Annotated in this window: 9 protein-coding genes; all 9 read right to left on the bottom strand. The window is 67.5% G+C overall.

Translation table 11 applies throughout. The annotated features are described in order from the left end of the window. Positions 1-25: 25 nt before the first annotated feature. Positions 26-8,776, bottom strand: coding sequence for a type I polyketide synthase (locus DBV35_RS19630; RefSeq protein WP_108662082.1), 8,751 nt, complete (start codon positions 8,774-8,776; stop codon positions 26-28). A 959-nt stretch (positions 8,777-9,735) separates the two neighbouring features. Beyond that, positions 9,736-11,400 (bottom strand): thiamine pyrophosphate-binding protein, encoded by a 1,665-nt coding sequence (locus tag DBV35_RS19625; protein WP_108662081.1) that lies wholly within the window; start codon positions 11,398-11,400, stop codon positions 9,736-9,738. 286 nt (positions 11,401-11,686) lie between these two features. Then, positions 11,687-12,493: an SDR family NAD(P)-dependent oxidoreductase gene (locus DBV35_RS19620; RefSeq protein WP_108662080.1), complete on the bottom strand. Its 807-nt coding sequence runs from the start codon at positions 12,491-12,493 to the stop codon at positions 11,687-11,689. A gap of 14 nt (positions 12,494-12,507) precedes the next feature. After that, complete coding sequence (locus DBV35_RS19615; RefSeq protein ID WP_205648772.1) at positions 12,508-14,286, bottom strand: extracellular solute-binding protein; 1,779 nt, start codon at positions 14,284-14,286, stop codon at positions 12,508-12,510. Position 14,287: 1 nt separating this feature from the next. Beyond that, positions 14,288-15,811, bottom strand: a complete 1,524-nt coding sequence (locus tag DBV35_RS19610) for a sugar ABC transporter ATP-binding protein (protein WP_108662079.1) — start codon at positions 15,809-15,811, stop codon at positions 14,288-14,290. Beyond that, positions 15,808-16,779, bottom strand: coding sequence for an ABC transporter permease (locus tag DBV35_RS19605; RefSeq protein WP_108662078.1), 972 nt, complete (start codon positions 16,777-16,779; stop codon positions 15,808-15,810). Before DBV35_RS19605 ends, DBV35_RS19610 begins: the two co-directional genes overlap by 4 nt. Before the next feature lie 10 nt (positions 16,780-16,789). Next, on the bottom strand, positions 16,790-17,800 hold the full coding sequence (locus DBV35_RS19600; protein ID WP_108662077.1) for an ABC transporter permease: 1,011 nt from the start codon (positions 17,798-17,800) through the stop codon (positions 16,790-16,792). Positions 17,801-17,875: 75 nt separating this feature from the next. Beyond that, complete coding sequence (locus DBV35_RS19595; RefSeq protein WP_108662076.1) at positions 17,876-18,583, bottom strand: ThuA domain-containing protein; 708 nt, start codon at positions 18,581-18,583, stop codon at positions 17,876-17,878. 107 nt (positions 18,584-18,690) lie between these two features. Further along, complete coding sequence (locus tag DBV35_RS19590; RefSeq protein WP_108662075.1) at positions 18,691-19,629, bottom strand: sugar ABC transporter substrate-binding protein; 939 nt, start codon at positions 19,627-19,629, stop codon at positions 18,691-18,693. Positions 19,630-19,688 lie beyond the last annotated feature (59 nt).

Raw genomic sequence — 19,688 nt, 5'->3', positions numbered from 1 at the left:
CCGCCGGTGGCGGCGCGAGGCCGTGTCAGTTCACGAGGACCGGCTTCTGGTCCGTCAGCTCGGACTGGAACCAGCGGACCATCGCCGCGAGGCTTTCGCGACCATAGACCTGCTGCTCCGGCTCCGAGCTCGGCAGGATCGGCTCGTCGAGCTGCGTGCCGAGCATGTTGTTCGCCGCGCCGCTCATGAAGAAGGCCGGGAGCCAGAGCGCCGGGTGACCCGGGTTCGCCTCGAAGAACTCGATCGCCCGCGTGATGAACTCGTCGATCGGCAGGAGGTCGACCATGTAGCCGTTCTCGTCACTGATCGACTTGATGTCGCGGATGGAGAGCGACGGCCAGTCGGTGATGTGACGGGTGGCGAACTGCTCACCCGGCGTGTCGATGAACGCCACGATCCGCTGGGCCGCGATGTCCACCGGGATGACCGGCAGGGCCACGTCGACGTCCGGCAGGAACCGGGTGTCGAGCGCGAACTTCGCAAGCGCCGAACCGAGGTCGCTGACGCTGGAGAAGCCGTCGGTCGTCCGGCCGATCACGAAGGACGGGCGGTAGATGCCGATCGGCATGCCCTTCTCGCGCGCGGCCGTCGCGTACATGTCGGCCGACCACTTGGTCTGGACGTAGCCGCCTTCCTCTTCCGGCGGCAGCCACGGATCGACACCTTCGTTGATCCGCGCCCCTTCGATCTGGTCGAGGCGGGCGTAAACGCGGAGCGTCGACACGAAGTGGACCGCCTTGTCGCCCTTCTTGGCCGCGAGGTCGATCAGCCGCTTGACGCTGAGGACGTTGCCCTCACGCATCTCCTGGTAGCCCTTCACGAAGCTCACGTCGGCGCCGTTGTGGATGATGACATCCACCTCGTCTTCCAGGATCTTCCACTGCTCCGGCGTCATCTCGAAGTCGGCGGCGTTGAAGTCACCGGACCAGACTTCGATCTTCTTGCCGACCTCGTTCGCGACGTCGTCCAGCTTGGCGCGACGCAGGACCGCGATGAGGCGCTCCTCGGCGTGCTTCTGGCTGCGGCCACGGTTCAGCGCGATGATGCGCTTCGTGCCCTTCTTCAGCAGCTCATCGAGGATGAAGCTGCCGAGGAAGCCCGTGCCACCGGTGAAGAACACCGCGTTGCGCTCGGCGAGCGGAACCTGCGCGACTTCGCCTTTGTAGGAGAAGTCTTCCGGCAGGGTCGCGTCCGCCTTCATGAGCTCGGACACGCTGACCGACGGAGCCGACGCCGGCGCCGAGGACACCGCCACCTCGACATTGAGGCGGCCGAGCATGACGAAGGCGAGGTCGCGGATGGAGCGATCGGCCGTCAGCTCGGAACGCGGGATCGACACGCCGAGACGTTGCTCGATCGCCATGCCGAACTCGACCGCCATCAGCGAGTCGAGACCGGTCGCGGTGAGCGACTTCTCCGGATCGATCCGGCTTTCCTTCGCACCCATGATCTTCGCGATCGTCTCGATGAGGACGTGCTCCATCAAGGCGGCGCGCTCTTCCGGCGGGACCGACGTGAAGTCGATCTTGTCGGCGTCCGACAGGCTGTGATCGTCGCCGCCGCCGAGGACACCCGACACGCGGGCCGTCTTCAGGATCGGCGCCTTCATCAGCTTGCCGTGCGGGTTGAGCACGGTCGCGACCGCGGGCTCGCCGGAGACGAGCAGGCTGTCGAGCGTCGCGAGGATGTCGGCCACGGTGATCGTGCTGCCGAGCGACTGGTTGAGGTTCGCCTCGTCACGCTGAAGGATGCCCGCATCCTCCACCGCGCCCAGTGCGAGCGCCAGCGCGGGAAGCCCTTCGGCGCGGCGCGCCTCGGACAGCTTCTCGAGATAGGCGTTCGCCGCGACATAGTTCGCCTGGCCGGGGTTACCGAGCAGGGTCGCCAGCGAGGAGAAGGAGACGAAATAGTCGAGCGGCTGACCGCGGGTCAGACGGTCGAGGTGGTACGCACCGTCGACCTTCGGGCTCGCGGCTTTGACGAACTTCTCTTCCGTCATGTTGCTCATCAGGCCGTCCTCGAGGACGAGCACGGCGTGCATGATGCCACGGATCGAACCGTGGTCGCGCACCAGCTCCTCGACGAGCGACTTGACCCGATCGCCGTCCGCGACGTCGGCCTGCGCCACCACAACCTTGGCACCGGCCGCTTCGATCCCTTCGATCGCCGCGGTCTGCTCCTCGGTCGTGACGCCCTTGCGGCCCACGAGTGCGATCGTCTTCGCCCCGCGCTCGGCCATCCAATGGGCGAGCTTGAGGCCGATGCCGCCGAGGCCGCCGGTGATGAGGTGCACGCCTTCCGAAGCGAAACTCACAGAGGGCTTCGGAAGCGGCAGCGGACGCGCGTCGAGCTGCTCGAGGTCGATGACCAGCTTGCCGAAGTGGCGGCCGGCCTGCATCAGGCGGAACGCCTCCTTGATGCCCGCGACCGTGTAGGTGCGGAAGGGCAGCGGCCGGATCGCACCGGACTCGCAGGCCTCCAGCAGGAGCTGCCAGGTCTCGACGAAGAGATCCGGGCGGTAGCGCGGCAGGTAGGTGAGGTCGACCGCGAAGTACGAGATGTTCTTCTCGAGCGCCTTGAGGTTCAGGCGGTTGTTCGCCTCGAAGTCGCGCTTGCCGATTTCGACGAAGCGGCCGAACGGCTTCAGGAGATCGAGCGTCGTGAGCATCGCGTCGCCTGCGAGCGAGTTGAGCACCACGTCCACGCCTTCGCCGTTGGTGAAGGCCCGCACGTCCTCGTCGAACTTCAGCGTGCGCGAGTCGGAGATGCAGTCGACGCCGAGCGCCTTCAGCAGGTCACGCTTCTCGGGCGAGCCCGCGGTCGCGATGACCTTGGCGCCGAGCGACTTCGCGTACTGGATGGCGAGGAGGCCGATGCCGCCCGCGCCGCCATGGACCAGGAAGGTCTCCCCGGCGCGCAGCCGCGCGACGGTCGACAGCGCGTAAACCACCGTGAGGCCGACGACCGGGAGCGTCGCCGCTTCCGGATAGGACCAGCCGCTCGGGAGCTTCTGGACCGCCTGGGCCGGCACCGTCAGGTGCGAGGCGAAGCAGCCCTCCGCCATCACCATCACATGGTCGCCCACCGTCACGTTGGTGACGCCCTCGCCGACGCGGACCACCTCACCGGCGCCTTCGAGACCCATGAGCGGGCCGACGGGGCTGTCCTTGAGGAGCTCCGGCGGGAGCATGCCGAGCGCGAGGATGATGTCCTTGAAGTTGAGACCCGCGGACTTGATCGCGATCTCGACCGAGCCCGGCTCGATCGACGCGGTCGGCGGGACCTCCTTCAGGAGGAGGTTGTCGATGGAGCCCTGCGCGTTCAGCGTGACGGCGAACTGCTTCGCCGGCGCACCGCTCGCCGCGGCCTCCATCTCAGCGTCTTCCACCACCTCGATGTAGGAGGCGAGGACGCCCTCGGACGTGATGCGCAGCTCGTCGATGGTCTCGCCGACGGACGGATCACCCGTGCCGGCCGCGAGCAGCCACTCGAGGAGGTGCGCACGCGCCTCGTCCTCGCGGGCCGTGTCGATACGGCGGGACTTCCACTGCGGCTGCTCGTTCACGATCGTGCGGCCGATGCCCCAGAAGGCGGCGCCCGCCAGGTTCACGGCCTTTTCGCCCTCGACGCCCTCGGTCACGAGGGTGAAGCGCGGCGTGCAGCTCCAGTCGGCCAGGATCGACGCCTTCACGAAGGCGACGAGCGACCAGCCGGCGTTCGCGTGCGGCGCGGCCGGGAGCGTCGAGTCGGGCGCGAACACCACGATCTCGTCGACCGACTTGCCCTTCAGCTCGTTGCAGAACTTCGCCCAGGCGGCTTCGTCCCCACCGGCGATGGTGAGCGAGGCCCCTTCCGGCGCACCCGACTCGTCGGACACGGCGACGTCGTGGACGATGTCGCCCGCGGCGCGGATCCGCTCCACGAGCTTCGGCGCCACGGAGCCGCCGGTCGCGTAGGAGAGGACCACCCAGTTCTTCGGAGCCGGCGCTTCGGGCGCGGCCTCGGCCGCTTCGCCCTCGGGCACCTCGACCGGCTTCGTGTAGACCTCCGACTCACCCTCGCGAACATTCTTGCGGGCGAGCAGGACCGAGACGTTGGACGGGGTCGTCGCCGTCTCGTCGGTCTTGAGGCCGATCGAGTCGAAGCCCTCTTCACCGAGGATCTCGACCCACTTCGCACCCGCCATCAGCGCGTGCTCGGGACGGTCGTCGACGTCGTTGAACGCCCAGACGCCCGGCAGGAGGCCGAAGAAGAAGTCGAAGTAGGAGACGCGCTCGAGCTCGATGAGCCCGATCATGCCGTTGTCGCGCAGGAGGCCGCGCGCATTGCGCAGGCTGTCACGGATGCTGGCCGTGGCGTGGATCACGTTCGCCCCGATGACGAGGTCGAACGGACCGCCGAGATCGGCCGGGTCCTTCGGCGAGCTGACGTCGAACACCGCGGTGTCGAAGCCGGGAACGTCGTTGAAGCGACGCTCGACGCGCATCAGGAAGTCCGGGGAGACGTCCGTGAAGATGTACTTGAAGCGGCCCTTCGGGAGCGCCTTCAGGATGTGCGCCGTCGTGCCGCCGGTGCCGCCGCCGACCTCGAGGATCCGCACGGGGCGGGTCGTCGGCATCTGGAGCACGAACTCGCGCACCGCGTGGGCGAGGGCCGTGTTGGCGCCGATCGAGGAGAAGCCCTGCTCGTAGATCTGCTCCATCACCGGGCTGCCCGAGCGCGGGAAGAGAATCTCGAGGACCTCGACCTCACCCGACAGGAGCGGGATGTGCTGCAGGTAGATGCGGGCGGTCAGGAACCACTCGGCCGCGTACTGCGGATAGAGCGGCTGATGCTCGCGCCACATCACCATCGGATCCGGCGAGGAGACGACGCGGTAGGTGCCGTCGCCCTCTTCGGCGATGAAGCCTTCCTTGACGGAGTCGCGCACGATGGTCCGCGCATACTTGGCGTGGCGCTCCGCGACCTTGCCCTCGGCGACGAGGGACTCGATCGTGAACGGCGCGCCGCCCGTCAGCGTCTGCATCGTGTCGGCCGTGAAGGCCCCGCAGACGAGTGCGCTGGTGCGGTTGTACTCGTCGATGATCGCGTCGCGACGGGCGACGGCCTCGGTCACGGGCGCGTTGGCGAGGAGCGCCACCGGGTCGACGGAGACGAGCGCCGGGTCGAACGCCATCAGCGGCTTCTGGACCTGCTCGACGGTGACCGCGTCGTTGCCGTGGCCGGTGCCGACCGAGCGGACCTGCACGCCGATGAGCTCGGCGAGGACATCGCCCTCGGGCGAGACGATCGTCACGTCGGCGCTCAGATAGAAGCGGTTCGCACCGCGGGCGACGACGTGGGCGTAGACCGTCGGGAACTCACGCGTGGAGGCGTGATAGACGAGGCGGTCGATCTGGACCGGGACGAACAGGCGGCGGTCGTTGCCGGTGTCGATCAGGCCGATCATCGCCTGCAGCGCGCCGTCGACCTGGGTCGGGTCGAGGTTGAAGGTGCCGCCGACATCGTCCTTGCGCACGAGCGTAGCGAGCACTTCGCGGTCGCCGAGCTCCACGCGGTCCACGGTCTGGAAGGCCGGGCCGTAATGGAGGCCGCGCGAGGCGGTCAGGTGGTAGTGCTCGGTCGCTTCGCGGAAGCCGTTGCGCATGCGCGCCTTGATCGGCTCCAGGTCGAGCTTCGGCGTGGTCTTCGGACGGAATTCGAGGACCGCGCGCAGGTGATCGGTGAACGGATCGGGCTCGGCGTCCGCCTCGGCGTTGATGACGCGCGAACGGATCGACAGGCTGTGGTCCACCTTGTCGATGAAGGTCTGGAGGAGGACCTCGCGCTCGTCATCGAGCGGCAACGCCTTCTCGATGAGGCCGGCGCGCAGCTCGACCGTGGTCTCCGGCGCGGCCTCGGTGAGGCCCGCGGCGATCGCGGTCTCGAAGAAGCCGGCAGCCGGGAAGAGGACCGTGTCGCGGATCACGTGATCGCCGACGAACGGCACGCGCGACAGCGCCATTTCCTGCGACCAGACATCCTCGGCGAGGCCGATCTGGTAGCCGAGGAAAACGTGGTCGGCCATCTTCGTCGGCAGCGGCGCGCGCGGCGCCGGCCGGTTGAAGAAGCGCTCGTGCTGCCAGGGATAGGTCGGCAGGTCGAGGGCGCGGACCGGCTGCGGGAACATCGTCGAGAAGTCGAACGAGGCGCCGGCGACGGCGGCGGCCGCGACGGCCTTGCGGCGGGCGCGGACCTCGTCCTCGCCACGGCGCAGCGTCTCGATCGTGCGGACCGACTTGCCGGCCGCCTTGCCGACGGCCTTCACGTAGCCGATGAGGTTCGGGTGCGGGCCGACTTCGACGAAGAGGCCGAAACCGTCAGCGCACATTTCCTCGATCGCGGGGCGGAAGAGCACCGGATCGCGGAGGTTCTTCCACCAATAATTCTCGTCCATCTCGCGCCCGTCCTGCGGCAGGCCGCTGACGGTGGAGTAGAACGGGACGTCGCCCTCGACACCACGGACGCCGCGCACTTCGGCGCGGAAGCCCTCTTCGATGGGGTCCATCATCGGCGAGTGGAAGGCGTAGTTCAGACGGAGCTTGCGCGCGAAGACGCCGCTTTCGTCGAGCTTCTTCACGATCGTGTCGATCGCGGCGACCGGGCCGGCGATCGTCGTCGCGTCCGGGCCGTTGTCACCGGTGATGACGAGGCTCTTGTCGTGCGCGATCGCCTCGGCGGTCTTCTCCATGCCGAGGCCGACAGCGGCCATCGCGCCGGTGCCGGCGGTCTTGCCCTGCTGGTTGCTTCGGGCCGACACGATCTTGACGATCGTCTCGAGCGAGAAGAGGCCGGCGCAGTAGGCGGCGGCGAGCTCGCCGGCAGAGTGGCCGACCGTCGCGCCCGGATAGATGCCGTCCTCGGCGAGGCAGCGGACGATGCCGACCTGGATGGCGAAGAGCGCCGGCTGGGCGATCTCCGTCATCGCCATGCGGCTGTCGGATTCCTCGCAATTCATCATCTCTTCGATGAGATTGAGGTCCGACACCTCACGGAAGGCGGCGTCGATCTCGTTGATCGTGTCGCGGAACGTCTCCGACCCGGCATAGAGCTCGCGGCCCATGCCCCACCATTGCGGGCCGTTGCCGGTGAAGACGAAGACCGGGCGCTGCGTGGCGAGAGCCGAACCGACCTGGGCGCTCGGCGCCTCCTTGTCGGCGGCGATCGCGTCGAGATTGACGCGCAATTCCTCGATCGAGTCCGCCCAGATCGCGGCGCGCTGCGAGTGCCAGGTGCGGCGGGTGAGGAGGTTGCCGGCAAGCTCGAAGACGGACGGGGTGGTCGCCCGCTCGTCGAGATATTTGGACAGGTTGCCCGCCGCGGCGCGCAGCGCCTCGGGCGAACGGCCGGAGACCATGAACCACGGCCGGTCGAGATCGTGCTCGACCTGCGGGCCGGGGACCGGCGGCTCGGCGATCACGACGTGCGCGTTGGCGCCGCCGAAGCCGAACGAGTTGATCGCGACAAGCGCCGGACCGGAGGTCTGCGGCAGCGGCATCATCTCCGTCACGACCTTGATGCGCAGGGCATCGAAGTCGATCGCCGGGTTCGGCGTGTCGAAGTGGAGCTGCGGCGGGATCTGGCGCTTGTTGAGGCAGAGGATCGCCTTGGCGAGGCCGGCGAGACCGGACGCCGGCTCCAGGTGGCCGACATTGGTCTTGATCGAGCCGATCGGCGTGACCGAGTCGCCGCTGCGGGCCTGGGCGATGCCGCGCGCGATGGCGCCAGCCTCGATCGGGTCGCCGGCGGCGGTGCCGGTGCCGTGGGCCTCGACATAGACGACGTCGTCGTAGCGGATGCCGTGGCTGTGGAACACGCGCTCGATCAGCTCGGCCTGGGCGTCGCCGTTCGGGAGCGAGAGGCCGCCGGTGCGGCCGTCATTGTTGGCGTCGGTGCCGCGCACGACCGCGAGGATCGGGTCGTTGTCGGCGCGCGCCTTGTCGAGCGGCTTCAGCACGAAGGCGACCGCGCCCTCGGCACGCACGAAGCCCGCGCCGTCGGCGTCGAACGCGCGGCACTGGGCGACCGGGGAGAGCATCTTCGCGCCGCAGAAGCCGGCGAAGGGCTCGGCCTTGAAGAGCGCGTTCGCCGCACCGACGATCGCCATCTCACACGCACCCTGGCGGATGGAGCGGACGGCGTAGTCAAACGCGGTGAGGCCCGACGAGCAGGCCGTGTCGATCGCCATCGACGGGCCGCGCAGGTCGAAGACGTAGGAGATGCGGTTCGCGGCGATGGAGAAGGCGCCGCCGGTGTTGGTGTAGGCGTTGCCGCGGCGGGGCTCTTCGTTCTGATACTGGATGTAGTCGTTCGAGGAGATGCCGACGAAGACGCCCGTGCGGGTCTTCGCGATCTTCTCCAGCGGAACGCCTGCATTCTCGAGCGCCTCGTAGGAGGTCTCGATCAGGATGCGCTGCTGCGGATCGATCTGGGCGGCTTCACGCGGCGAAATGCTGAGGAAGCTCGTGTCGATGAGGTCCAGACCGTCAATGAACCCCGCGCGACGCACGTACGTGCGGCCGTGACGGGGCTTGGGGTCGTAGAGATCATGGATCCAGCGGCCTTCCGGCAGGTCGCGGATCGCATCGCCGCGCCCTTTCAGGAAGTCCCACAGCGCCTCGAGGTCATTCACACCTCCGGGCAGCCGCATCCCGCAACCGATGATCGCCACATCACCAACAGCGGATAGTTGCGAGGAATCAGCAGCCGACCGCTGATGTGCAGACACGATATTCATAGGTTAGCCACCTTCACACATTCACCACTACTTCAGGCGGGCCCGCACACTGAAGCAAATCGCCAACCCCTCGCTCATTTCTTGTTCGTTTCTTGAGCCGATCTTCAAACGTTCGCGCGAGTTTGTCTACGTTACAAGTCAGAAACAAAACGGAACTTCATCACCCCGCATCTCTGCGAGGCCCCCGATTCCTCTCAGCTTTGTTGTCCGATCCTGCAATTTATGGAACTGGCGAATCTACTAGCGTTTAGCCTCCAGCGTGTCAACGAGCCGCAGCCGCCCACAGGCATATCGTCCTGTGGCCGAAAAGCAGGCATTCTTGCCGCTGGGCGTCGCCTTATGGGCGAGATTGTCATCGAAAACGCCTTTGCAATCATAGCATTACCGGTAATCGTCACTCTGTTGAGCACCACAACCCGATAGCCGCTAACTGCATCTTTGACGTCACCACCACACCCGCAACGAGCAATATATACCCATCACGTCCAAACGGTGACGGGTGCACAGCGGGGAAAGACGCGCACCGCTCGTCTCGCCCGCAGGCCAAGTGCCCGATTTTTACACGCTCCGCAACCCAGTCTTGAACGGCAGAAGCAGGCTGAAACAACCTTGCCTCATCAATTCCGCAATGCCGGTAGTACAAGAAGCGTGCCTACATGCCGGTTCGCCACAATTATGGCGACGGTCCGTTTCTGGACCGTTAGCGTGTCAACTCCAGGAAAACTCACGCTTTTCGGTGTTTGACACCCGGCTTGAAGAGCTTCGCGCAAGTTCAAACAGAATTGCCTGCGCGTCGATCATGTGAATTTTTCGAAAGGGTCGCTTTTCTCGAATTTATTCCTCGACCCGCGCCCCACGCAATGCGCCCCGCCAAAGGGGCGGTGCGGCCCCGGAAATCGCCGGCGCCGCACCCACAGGCTGTGCCCTTTAACGCGTGTATTATTACACTTTCGGTAAGATCAAAGCGTCATCCGCGGAGACAGAGCCCGCGGATCGACCTTGAGATCCAGAATAGATGGCATCCCGCTCGCGCGCGCACGGGCCAGCGCATCGGCGAAGGAGGCGTTGTCGGTCACCGTCTCGCCGAAGGCGCCGTACGAGCGCGCCCAGGCCGCGAAGTCCGGATTGCGCATCTTGGTGCCCGAGACGCGGCCCGGATATTCGCGCTCCTGATGCATGCGGATCGTGCCGTACATGCCGTTGTTCGAGATGAGCACGATGATGTTCGCGCCATACTCGCAGGCCGTGCCGAATTCCTGGCACGTCATCTGGAAGCAGCCGTCACCGGCAAGGCACACGACGTCCCGCTCCGGCGCGGCGAGCTTCGCCGCCACCGCCGCCGGCAGGCCGTACCCCATCGAGCCGGAGGTCGGCGCGAGCTGGGTGCGGAACGAGCGGTAGCGATAATAGCGGTGGAGCCAGGCCGAATAGTTGCCCGCCCCATTGGTCAGGATCGCGTCGTCCCCCAGCGCCTCGTTGAGGTGCTGGATCACATATTCCATCTGGAGCGCGCCGGGGGTCGCCTGCGGCATCTGCCACCCTTCGTACACGGCGCGCGCCGCCTCGCGCCACGCGCCCCAGGCGACCTGCGGCGCCTTGCGCGCGGCGAGCGCCTCGAGGACCGGCTCCGATCCCGCCGCGACCGCCACCGCCGGGCGATAGACGCGGCCGAGCTCGGCCGTGTCCGGGTGGACGTGGATCAGCGTCTGCTTCGGCTCCGGCACGTTGAGGAGCGTGTAGCCGCTCGTCGTCATCTCGCCGAGACGCGCGCCGATCGTGAGGATGAGGTCCGCCTCGCGGATCTTCTCCGCGAGCTTCGGGTTCACGCCGACGCCCGCGTCGCCGACATATTGCGGCAGGCGGTTGTCGAGATAGTCCTGGCAGCGGAAGGACGCGGCGACCGGCAGGTCCCACGCCGACGCGAACCGCGCCAGCGCGTCCGAGGTCGCGGCGGACCAGCCACCGCCACCTACGATTGCGAGCGGCCGCTTCGCTTTCGCCAGCGCGTCGACGATGGCGTCGATCGACTGCTCGCTCGCGTCGTTGCGAACCATGGTCGCAGGCGGCACGATCGGCGCGTGCGCCTCGGCGGACAGCATGTCCTCCGGAAGGGCCAGCACAACCGGCCCGGGCCGCCCGGATTGGGCGACGTGGAAGGCATGGCTCACATATTCAGGAATGCGCTCGGTGAGCTCGATCTCCGCCACCCACTTGGCGAGCGGACCGAACATGGCGCGATAGTCCACCTCCTGGAACGCCTCGCGATCCCGCTGGTCCCGCGCCACCTGGCCGACGAAGAGGACCATAGGCGTCGAATCCTGGAACGCGACGTGGACGCCCGCCGAGGCGTTGGTCGCGCCGGGGCCGCGCGTCACGAACGCGACGCCCGGACGGCCGGTCAACTTTCCGTGAGCCTCGGCCATCATCGCCGCGCCGCCTTCCTGGCGGCACACCACGAGCTCGATGCCGGCGCCGACCATCCCGTCGAGCGCCGCGAGATAGCTTTCGCCCGGAATGCAGTAGGCCCGCTCGACGCCCTCGGCGGCGAGCTGGTCGATCAGGAGCTGGCCGCCATGATGCGGGCGCGCGGTTTCCGCGCGGGACAGCGTCGCAACCTCAGACATCGGAGCTCTCCCGTCCGGCAACAGGCAGGGCGAGAACGGGGCGGGTGTGCAGGACGACCCGCACGTTCGAGTGGTTCATGGCGACGGACTCCGCAAAAAGGACGTTCCTGGGCGCTCTTCCGACGAACGCCTCTATCGTTTTTCATCGTAGTCCGCACTACTAAGCCAGCCACGCCGTCCGCGACAGCCCGTCATCGGCCTCGCTTTGCCCAAAACTTCGGCAGCCGCTCAACCTCTCATCGCGGGTGCGCCATGGCGTCGCACGCGGCGGCTGTGAGGGATGGGATCACTGCATCACCATCCCGCCGTCGATCATCAGGAGCTGGCCGGTCATGTAGTCCGACTCCGGGCTCGCGAGGAAGGCGGCGGTGCCGATGACGTCCTCCGGGTAGGAGTAGCGCTTCATCAGGATCATGTTCGCGGCGAGCGAATCCATCGACTCGCCCGGCTTGTCGAACTTGCCGATCGCGACGAGGTCCTTGTCGAGCTGCTCCCACAATTCGGTCCGCACCACGCCCGGCCCGTACCCGTTCACCGTGATGTTGTGCTCGACGAGGGCGCGCGCCCCGCCGGTGATCATCGCGAGCACCGCGTGCTTCGAGCAGCAATAGGGAACGACGTCGTCGAACGTCGTGCGCGAGGCGATCGAGCCGACATTGATGATCTTGTAGGGCCCGTTCTCCTTGCCCTGCTTGATCATCTGCCGCGCCGCCTCCTGCATCCCGAGAAGAACGCCCTTCGCGTTGACGTTCATGATGAGGTCCCAATTGTCCTCGTCGATGTCCATGAAGAAGCGCGGCTTGTTGAGACCGGCATTCATCAGCGCGACATTGATCGAGCCGAACGCGTCGACGGTGGCGGCGACGGCCGCCGCGTTGTCCTCGCGCTTCGTCACGTCGAGCTTCACGGCGATCGCCTCGCCGTTGCCGGCCGCGTTGATCCGGTCCGCCACCGCCTTCACCCCTTCGAGGTTGATGTCGCCGAGGCAGACATTGGCGCCCTGGGCGGCGTAGTGCTCGGCGATCGCGGCGCCCATGCCCTGGGCCGCGCCGGTGATCATGACGTTCTTGTCCTTCAGGCGGTTCGCATCCATCGGTCGTTTCCTTCTCATTCGTTCTTCGTCAGCACGAGCGCCTCGGTCGCGCGCTGGACCGTGGCGAGGGCGTCGCTCGGGGCGATGAGGCCGCGCAGCATGTCGTGGAAGATCTCGCCGCAGATCTGGATGATCCCGGAGATCTGCGGCGCGGGCGGCCGGGGCCAGAATTGGAGGAGGCCGCTGCGCGCCATCGCCCCCATCGAGGCGATCGCGGGCGAGAGGGCCTGCACCTCCGGGTCGGCGGTGACCGAGAAGCGCGGGCAGGCGCGGCTGCCGGAGGTGATGTAGAGCTTGCTCACTTCGGCCGAGGTGAGGAGCGCCAGCGCCCGCCCCACCGCCGCCCGCCGCTCCGGCGCGAGGTTCGCCGGAATGCCGAGCACGTAGCCGCCGACCGGGGCGATCTGGTGCCCGTGCGGCCCCGCCGGGTGCGGCACGAAGCCGGTCCGCCCGTGCGCCGGCCGCGTCGGGTCGCTCTCGAAATAGGGGGCGAGCAGCGTATAGGTGTAGGCCATGGCGACCTCGCCATCGCCATAGGCGACGACGCGCTCGTACCAGGACATCGACAGGATGTTGCGCGGCGAGACCTCGAGGAGGCGCATCAGGAAGTCCGCCGTCTCCGCCGCCTCCGGCGTGTCGAACATCGGCCGCAGCCGGTCGCCGGTGAGGTCGGACGCGTCGAACCCCTCGTCGAGGCGGGGGAGGTTCAGGACCGGCTGGCCGAACGCCCCCATCAGCATGAGGAAGGTGTGACCGAGGGGCGTGCCCTTCGCCGCGTTCCAGGCGATGCCGCGCATCCCGCGCTCCGGCCGGTGGAGCGCCCGCGCGGCGGCGAGCAGCGCGTCGGTCGTCTCGGGTGGGGCGAGGCCCTCGGCCTCGAAAAGGTCGGTGCGGTAGGCGAGAAGCTCCGGCGTCGTCTGGATCGGGACGCCATAGAGCGCGCCGCGATAGACCGCGCCATTCCATCCGGCGGGGTGGAAGTCGGACCGGTTGATCCCCTCCGAGGCCACCACCGCGTCGAGCGGGGCGAGCACACCGCGCTCGGCGAATTCGCCAACCCAGGGCAGGTCCACCGCCATGATGTCGTAGGCCGAGGCGGGCGCGGCCGCGTTCTCCAGCATTTCAAGGCGGAGGCGGTCGATCGACAGCGCACGCGAGCGGATCGAGGCGCCGAGCACGTTCTCGAGCTGCCGCTTCAGGCTGTCCATCGCCATGAAGGTCGGATCGGCGTGGACGAGGAAGCGCAGCGGCGCCGCGATCTTCAGCGGCTCGGTGTGGACCCCCGGCAGCGGGATGATCCGCGCCTTGAGATAGGAGCCGCCGAAATAATAGTCCGCCTCCTCCCCCTGCTCGCTGAGCCCGATCGTGCGTCCGACCACCAGCTTGATGCGGTGCGCGTAGCGCTGCCAGGCCTCGATCAGGCCGGGCGAGGGATGGAGCGAGAAGCTCTTCCCGGACTTCGTGCGCGGGCGCTGGTGGATCAACCCCTCGTCCTGCATCTCGCGGATGCGCCGGACCGCCGTCGCGTAGGGCACGCGCGCCGCCATCGCGAGGGAGGAGATCGTCGTCAGCTTCCCCTCGATGTGGTTGCGCATCAGGTGGATGGTGATGTGGAGGTAGGAGTCGGGCGTGCTCAGCGGCAGGACGTGCGCGCCCTCGTCCTCCATCTCGTCGATGAATTCGAGGAAGCGCAGCATCTCGTGGCGCGTGAGGGTGCGGCCGGCCGCGGGCGTCGGCTGCCGGGCGGAGGCGCGGAGCGCCTCGGGGGCGAGGGCCGTGTCGGCGGGCCGCATCTCAGAGCCCCGAGATCGCCTGGACGAGGCGGTCCTCGGTCAGGCCGTCCGCGTCGAACTCCCCCGCGATCCGCCCGTGATAGAGCGCGAGCACGCGGTCCGACACGCCCATGATCTCCGGCATCTCGGAGGAGATGACGAGGACGGCGAGCCCGCTCGCGGCGAGACGCCGGATGAGGTCGTGGATCTCCGACTTGGAGCCGACATCGATCCCGCGCGTCGGCTCGTCGAGGATCAGGATCTCGGGATGGGTGGAGAGCCACTTGCCGATCACCACCTTCTGCTGGTTCCCGCCCGACAGGTTGACGACGAGCGTCTGCGGGCCGGGTGAGCGCAGGTCGAGCCGCTTGGCATATTCGTCGTAGATCGCCTGCTCGGCCTTCGGCTTCAGCCAGCCGAGCCCGGTCGACACCGTGTCGAGCTGCGCCATCGACATGTTGTCCCGGCAGCTCATGCCAAGGACGAGCCCCTGCTCCTTGCGGCTCTCCGGCACGAGGGCGAGGCCCCGCGCGATCGCGTCGGGCGGCGCGTCGATCTCCACCGCCTCGCCGTCGATGCGGATCTCGCCCGAATCCGGCGTGCGCAGGCCAAAGAGCGTCTCGGCGATCTCCGTCCGCCCCGCCCCGATGAGGCCGTACATGCCGACGACCTCGCCCTTGCGGATCTCGAACGAGATGTCGCTGTAGAGCGAGCCGCAGGTGAGGCCCGAGACGGAGAGCGCGACCGGGCCGGGGGCGCCGCCCGAATGCTTCGTCCGCCCCTCCAGCGAGCGGCCGATCATGAGGCGGGTGATCTCGTCCTCGTTGGTGTCGGCGGTCGTCAGCGTGCCGCGCACCTTGCCGTCGCGCAGGACGGTGAGGCGGTGGGAGAGGGTGAAGATCTCGTCCATCCGGTGCGAGATGTAGACGACGCCGACGCCCTTGCGCGTGAGGCCGCGGATGATCTCGAAGAGCACGACCTTCTCGGCGTCGGTCAGCGAGGCGGTCGGCTCGTCGAACACCACCACCTTCGGCGTCACCGCGAGGGCGCGGGCGATCTCCACCATCTGGCGGTTGGCGATCGACAGCTTCTCGACCTTGGTGCGCGAGGAGAAGCGGCAGCCGAGCGTCTTGAGGATCTCGTCCGCCACCGCGTGGAGGACGCGCCACTTCACCGTGCCGAACAGCCCCTTCGGCAGCGAGCCGAGAAAGATGTTCTCGGCCACCGTCATGTCCGGCACCAGCGACAGCTCCTGGTGGATGAGGACGATCCCGGCGCGCTTGGCCTGCATCGGGTTGTCGAAATGAACCGGCTCGCCTTCGAGGTGGATCACGCCGCGATTGGCGGTGTGGTTGCCGGCGAGGATCTTCATGAGGGTCGACTTGCCGGCCCCGTTCTCGCCGAGGAGGGCGTGGACCTCGCCCGCATGCACATCGAGGCTCACATCGTCGAGGGCGACGACGCCGGGGAAGGTCTTGGTGATCCCGTCGAGGAGGAGGAGGGGCGCGGCGCCGTCGCGGGCCGCGCCGTGATCGTGCGCGCTCATATCTCGATCTCCTCGGCGCCCGCCCGGTTCACCTGCCGGTCGATGAAGAGGACGGCGATCAGGATCGCGCCCAGGATGACGAGCACGTAGAAGGCCGGCACCTGCATCAGGTTCATGCCGTTGCGCAGGATGCCGATCGCCAGCACCCCGCCGAGCGTGCCGATGATCGTGCCGGAGCCGCCGGTCAGCTTCGTGCCGCCGAGGACGACGGCGGTGATCGTCCAGAGCTCGTATTCGCGGCCGAGATTGGGCGTCGACGCGCCCATCTGGGTCGACAGGGTGATCCCGGCGAGGGCGGCGAAGAAGCCGACGATCATGAAGTTCACGACCATGTGCCAGCCGACCCGGATGCCGGCATTCAGCGCCGCTTCCCGGTTGCCGCCGACCGCGTAGGCGTTGCGGCCGTGGACGGTCGAGGTCATCACCCAGTGCATCAGGAGGGTGAAGCCGAGGAAGACCCAGGCGAGCGTCGGCAGCCCCGCGAAGGAGGACATGCCGAAGTCCGAATAGGCGAAGTCCATCGCGAAGAAGGACTGCTCCTGCGTGTAGAGGAAGACGAGGCCGCGCACGCCGATCATGGCGCCCAGCGTGACGATGAAGGCGTCCACCCCGGTCTTCCAGACGATCATGCCGTTGACGAAGCCGAGCCCGATCCCGGCGGCAAGGCCGACGAACACCGCCGGCAGCGTGCCGATCTCGGGCTGGAGCCCCACCGCGAGCGAGGCGGCGAGGGCCACGACGGCCCCGACCGACAGGTCGATATTGCCGTTGATCATCACCACCGTCATGCCGAGCGCGATGAGGCCGATGGTGGAGGTCTGCTGCAGGATGTTCTGCAGGTTGCCGATGTCGGCGAAATTGTCCGTCATCAGCGAGAAGAAGAGTGCGCAGAGCGCGGTGAAGATCCAGATCGGGGGCACCACCGTGAAGCGGCGGATCCCCTGGAGCGCGGCGAGGGCGTGGGTCATCCGATCCTCCTCACGTCGTCGTGGTGAAGAGGCGGCCGCGCTGCGAGGCGACGTCGAGCCACACGGCGAGGATGATGACGACCCAGGTGACGAGCCACTGGGCGTAATATTGGTAGCCCATCAGGAGGAGCCCGTTCTGGATGAAGCCCAGGATGAGGACACCGATGACGGTCTTGATGATCGAGCCCGACCCGCCGAGCAGCGACGTGCCGCCGAGGATCACCCCGGCGAGGACGAGAAGCTCGTACCCCTGGCCGACATTGTTCTGGCTGCCCATCACGCGGCTGCCGAGGATCAGCGCCGCGCAATAGACGGTGAAGGCGGACACCACGTAGGTGGAGAAGACGACGCGGGCGCGGCGGATGCCGGAGAAGGTGGCCGCCACCTTGTTGCCGCCGACGGCGAAGACGCGCCGCCCGTAGGTCGTGCGCGTCAGGACGATGTGGAAGAGGACCGCGAGGCCGAGGAAGATCCACGTCGGCACCGCGATGCCGAGCACGAAATCACGTCCGAAGAAGGCAAACCACGTCGCCTCCTGGTCGGTGATGTCGACATTCTGGCCACCCGAATAGATGAGCGTCAGCCCCTGGATCGCCGACAGCATCCCGAGCGTGACGATCAGCGAGTTGAGCCGCAGGAAGCCGACGAGGAAGCCGTTCACGCAGCCGATGGCGAGCGTCGCGACGAGGGTGATCGCCATCGCCGGCGCCGGGCCGATCTTGTCGTGGAGGTCGACCACCATGACCGTCGCGAAGGAGAGCATCGAGCCGACCGACAGGTCGAGATTGCCGCCGATGACCACGATCGTGACGCCGAGCGCCATCGTCCCGACGATCGAGACCTGGCGGAACACGGTGGAGGCGTTCTCCCAGCTCGCGAACCGCTCGGACACGAGCGAGAACAGGATGATGAAGACGATGAAGGCGAGGAGGATGCCCTGCCGCTGCGCGAGCCGCCCGACCTCTCCCCATCCGGGGAGGAGGCTCGGCCGCGATGGCGCGCTCCTGGTGTCGGTCGTCATGATGCCTTTCCTCTCCCTTCGACGGCCGGTCTGTCGCCGGCTCGTCGCATTGGCGGCCCGCGCCGCCGGTCGCGCTCAGACGGCGCCGGACGCCGCCCACCGCGCGCCGCGGCGGATGATCTCCGTCACTTCCGGAACCTTGAGATCGTCGAGCGTGTGGCCGATCGAGCAGTAGAAGACGCGGCCCTTGTCCCATCGCCGCGTCCACACGACCGGGATCACCGTTCCCTCGATCCACCACAGGTGCTCACCGGAGAAGGTCGTCGTCGCGAGCACCTCGTTTGAGGGGTCGACGAGCATGTAATATTGCTCCGACTTCAGGCGGAAACTGCGGATTCCGTCCATGATCGGGTGGTGCGGGCGCGTGACCGTCACGTCGTAGTCGATGAAATCGTCGGACGGGACGGGATTGTCCGGCCACCCCGGCGGGTGGGCGACGAACTGGCCGCCGATCAGGAAATGGTAGGTCGGACGGTCGCGGAAGGCGTCGCCCATGTGGCCGTGCCAGCCGGCAAGGCCCGCCCCGCGCGCGACGGCCGCGAGGAGACCGTCCTCCTCCGCCTTCGTCATGTTGCCGAACTCGGGCCGGTGCGCCGAGCGCGCGGAGGACCAGATGGGAACGATGAGGTCGACGTCCGCCATCGCCTCGGCATCGGCGAGCGGGGCGAGCGAATCGTAGCTCTCCACCGCGAACCCTTCGCGGCCGAGGAGGTCGTCCGCCCACGCCCGGAACCGCTCCGGGTCGTGCCCCTCCCAGCCGCCACTGAACAAGATGGCCTTCATGTCCGAACCCCAGGGCGGCGCCGGGCCGCCTTTGGCGGGCGCCGACAACGCCGGCGCCGCGCGAGACGAGGACGGGGCGGCAGGCGCCCCGCGCGCTTTGGGTCCCGTCAGAAGACGGGCTTCTCGAACTCGCCCATGTTGTCCTTGGTGATCTTCGGCGTGTCGAAATAGTTGAGGAACGGAACCTCTTCGCCGCTCGCCACCGCCTTGGCGGTCGCGAGCGCGTTCTTCGCGTCCTCGACCGGGGACTGGTAGACCGAGCCCCAATATTCGCCGCGCTCCATCGCCTCGTAGCCGACCGCGAAATTGGTCGCGCCGATGAAGACCATGCCGTCGGCCCGGTTCGCCGCCTTCGCCGCGTTCAGCGCGCCGACGCCCATGTTGTCGTCGCCGGAATAGACGCCGTCGATCTCGTCATATTTCGTGAGGAAGTTCTCCATCACGCGCTGTGACTTCTCGCGGTTCCAGTCGCCGGGCTGCGTCTCGAGGATCTTCACGCCGGGGCAGCTCTTGGCGAGCTCGTCCTCGAAACCCTTCTGCCGCTCGATCGCGGTGGTGTAGCCGGGCTGGCCGGAGATCTGCACGATCTGGCCGTCGCCGCCGAGCGCCTCGCACATCATCTGCGCCGAATATTCACCCTGGATGATGTTGTTGGGGCCGGAGAAGGACTTCACGAAGTCGAACCCCGCCTCGGCGATCTGGCTGTTGGTGATGACGACGGGAATGCCCGCGCGGTCGGCCTGGCGCACGGCCGGCACGACGGCCTGGCCGTTCGTCGGCCAGATGATGATCGCGTCGACCTTCTGCTGGATGAGATCCTGGATTTGTCCAATCTGGCGGGCGACGTCACCGCCCGCATCGAGCACGACCACGTCGACGGCGGGGTCGGAGTCCGCGGCCTCGATGAAGGCGCGCTCGTAGGTCGTCTGATAGCTGTCCACGCCGACATTGTTCTGCGTGATGCCGATGGTCATGGTCTCGGCGATCGCGGGAGCACTCATCAGGGCGAGGGTGCTGACGGCCGCAAGTGTCGCTGTGAGCTTCATTGTTTCCTCTCCGTGCTTTTGTATGGCGCAGCGCGTGAGACGGTCTCGTCCGACGGTGC

This window comes from Acuticoccus kandeliae (assembly GCF_003073115.1).
The sequence above is the reverse complement of the archived record's forward strand: the minus strand, read 5'-3'. Positions and strand labels throughout refer to the sequence as shown.

Excerpts from the sequence above, each read along its gene's own strand:
- DBV35_RS19595 (WP_108662076.1), bottom strand. The coding sequence starts at position 18,583 with ATGAAGGCCATCTTGTTCAGTGGCGGCTGGGAGGGGCACGACCCGGAG.
- DBV35_RS19625 (WP_108662081.1), bottom strand. The coding sequence starts at position 11,400 with ATGTCTGAGGTTGCGACGCTGTCCCGCGCGGAAACCGCGCGCCCGCAT.
- DBV35_RS19610 (WP_108662079.1), bottom strand. The coding sequence starts at position 15,811 with ATGAGCGCGCACGATCACGGCGCGGCCCGCGACGGCGCCGCGCCCCTC.
- DBV35_RS19630 (WP_108662082.1), bottom strand. The coding sequence starts at position 8,776 with ATGAATATCGTGTCTGCACATCAGCGGTCGGCTGCTGATTCCTCGCAA.
- DBV35_RS19615 (WP_205648772.1), bottom strand. The coding sequence starts at position 14,286 with ATGCGGCCCGCCGACACGGCCCTCGCCCCCGAGGCGCTCCGCGCCTCC.
- DBV35_RS19600 (WP_108662077.1), bottom strand. The coding sequence starts at position 17,800 with ATGACGACCGACACCAGGAGCGCGCCATCGCGGCCGAGCCTCCTCCCC.
- DBV35_RS19620 (WP_108662080.1), bottom strand. The coding sequence starts at position 12,493 with ATGGATGCGAACCGCCTGAAGGACAAGAACGTCATGATCACCGGCGCG.
- DBV35_RS19605 (WP_108662078.1), bottom strand. The coding sequence starts at position 16,779 with ATGACCCACGCCCTCGCCGCGCTCCAGGGGATCCGCCGCTTCACGGTG.
- DBV35_RS19590 (WP_108662075.1), bottom strand. The coding sequence starts at position 19,629 with ATGAAGCTCACAGCGACACTTGCGGCCGTCAGCACCCTCGCCCTGATG.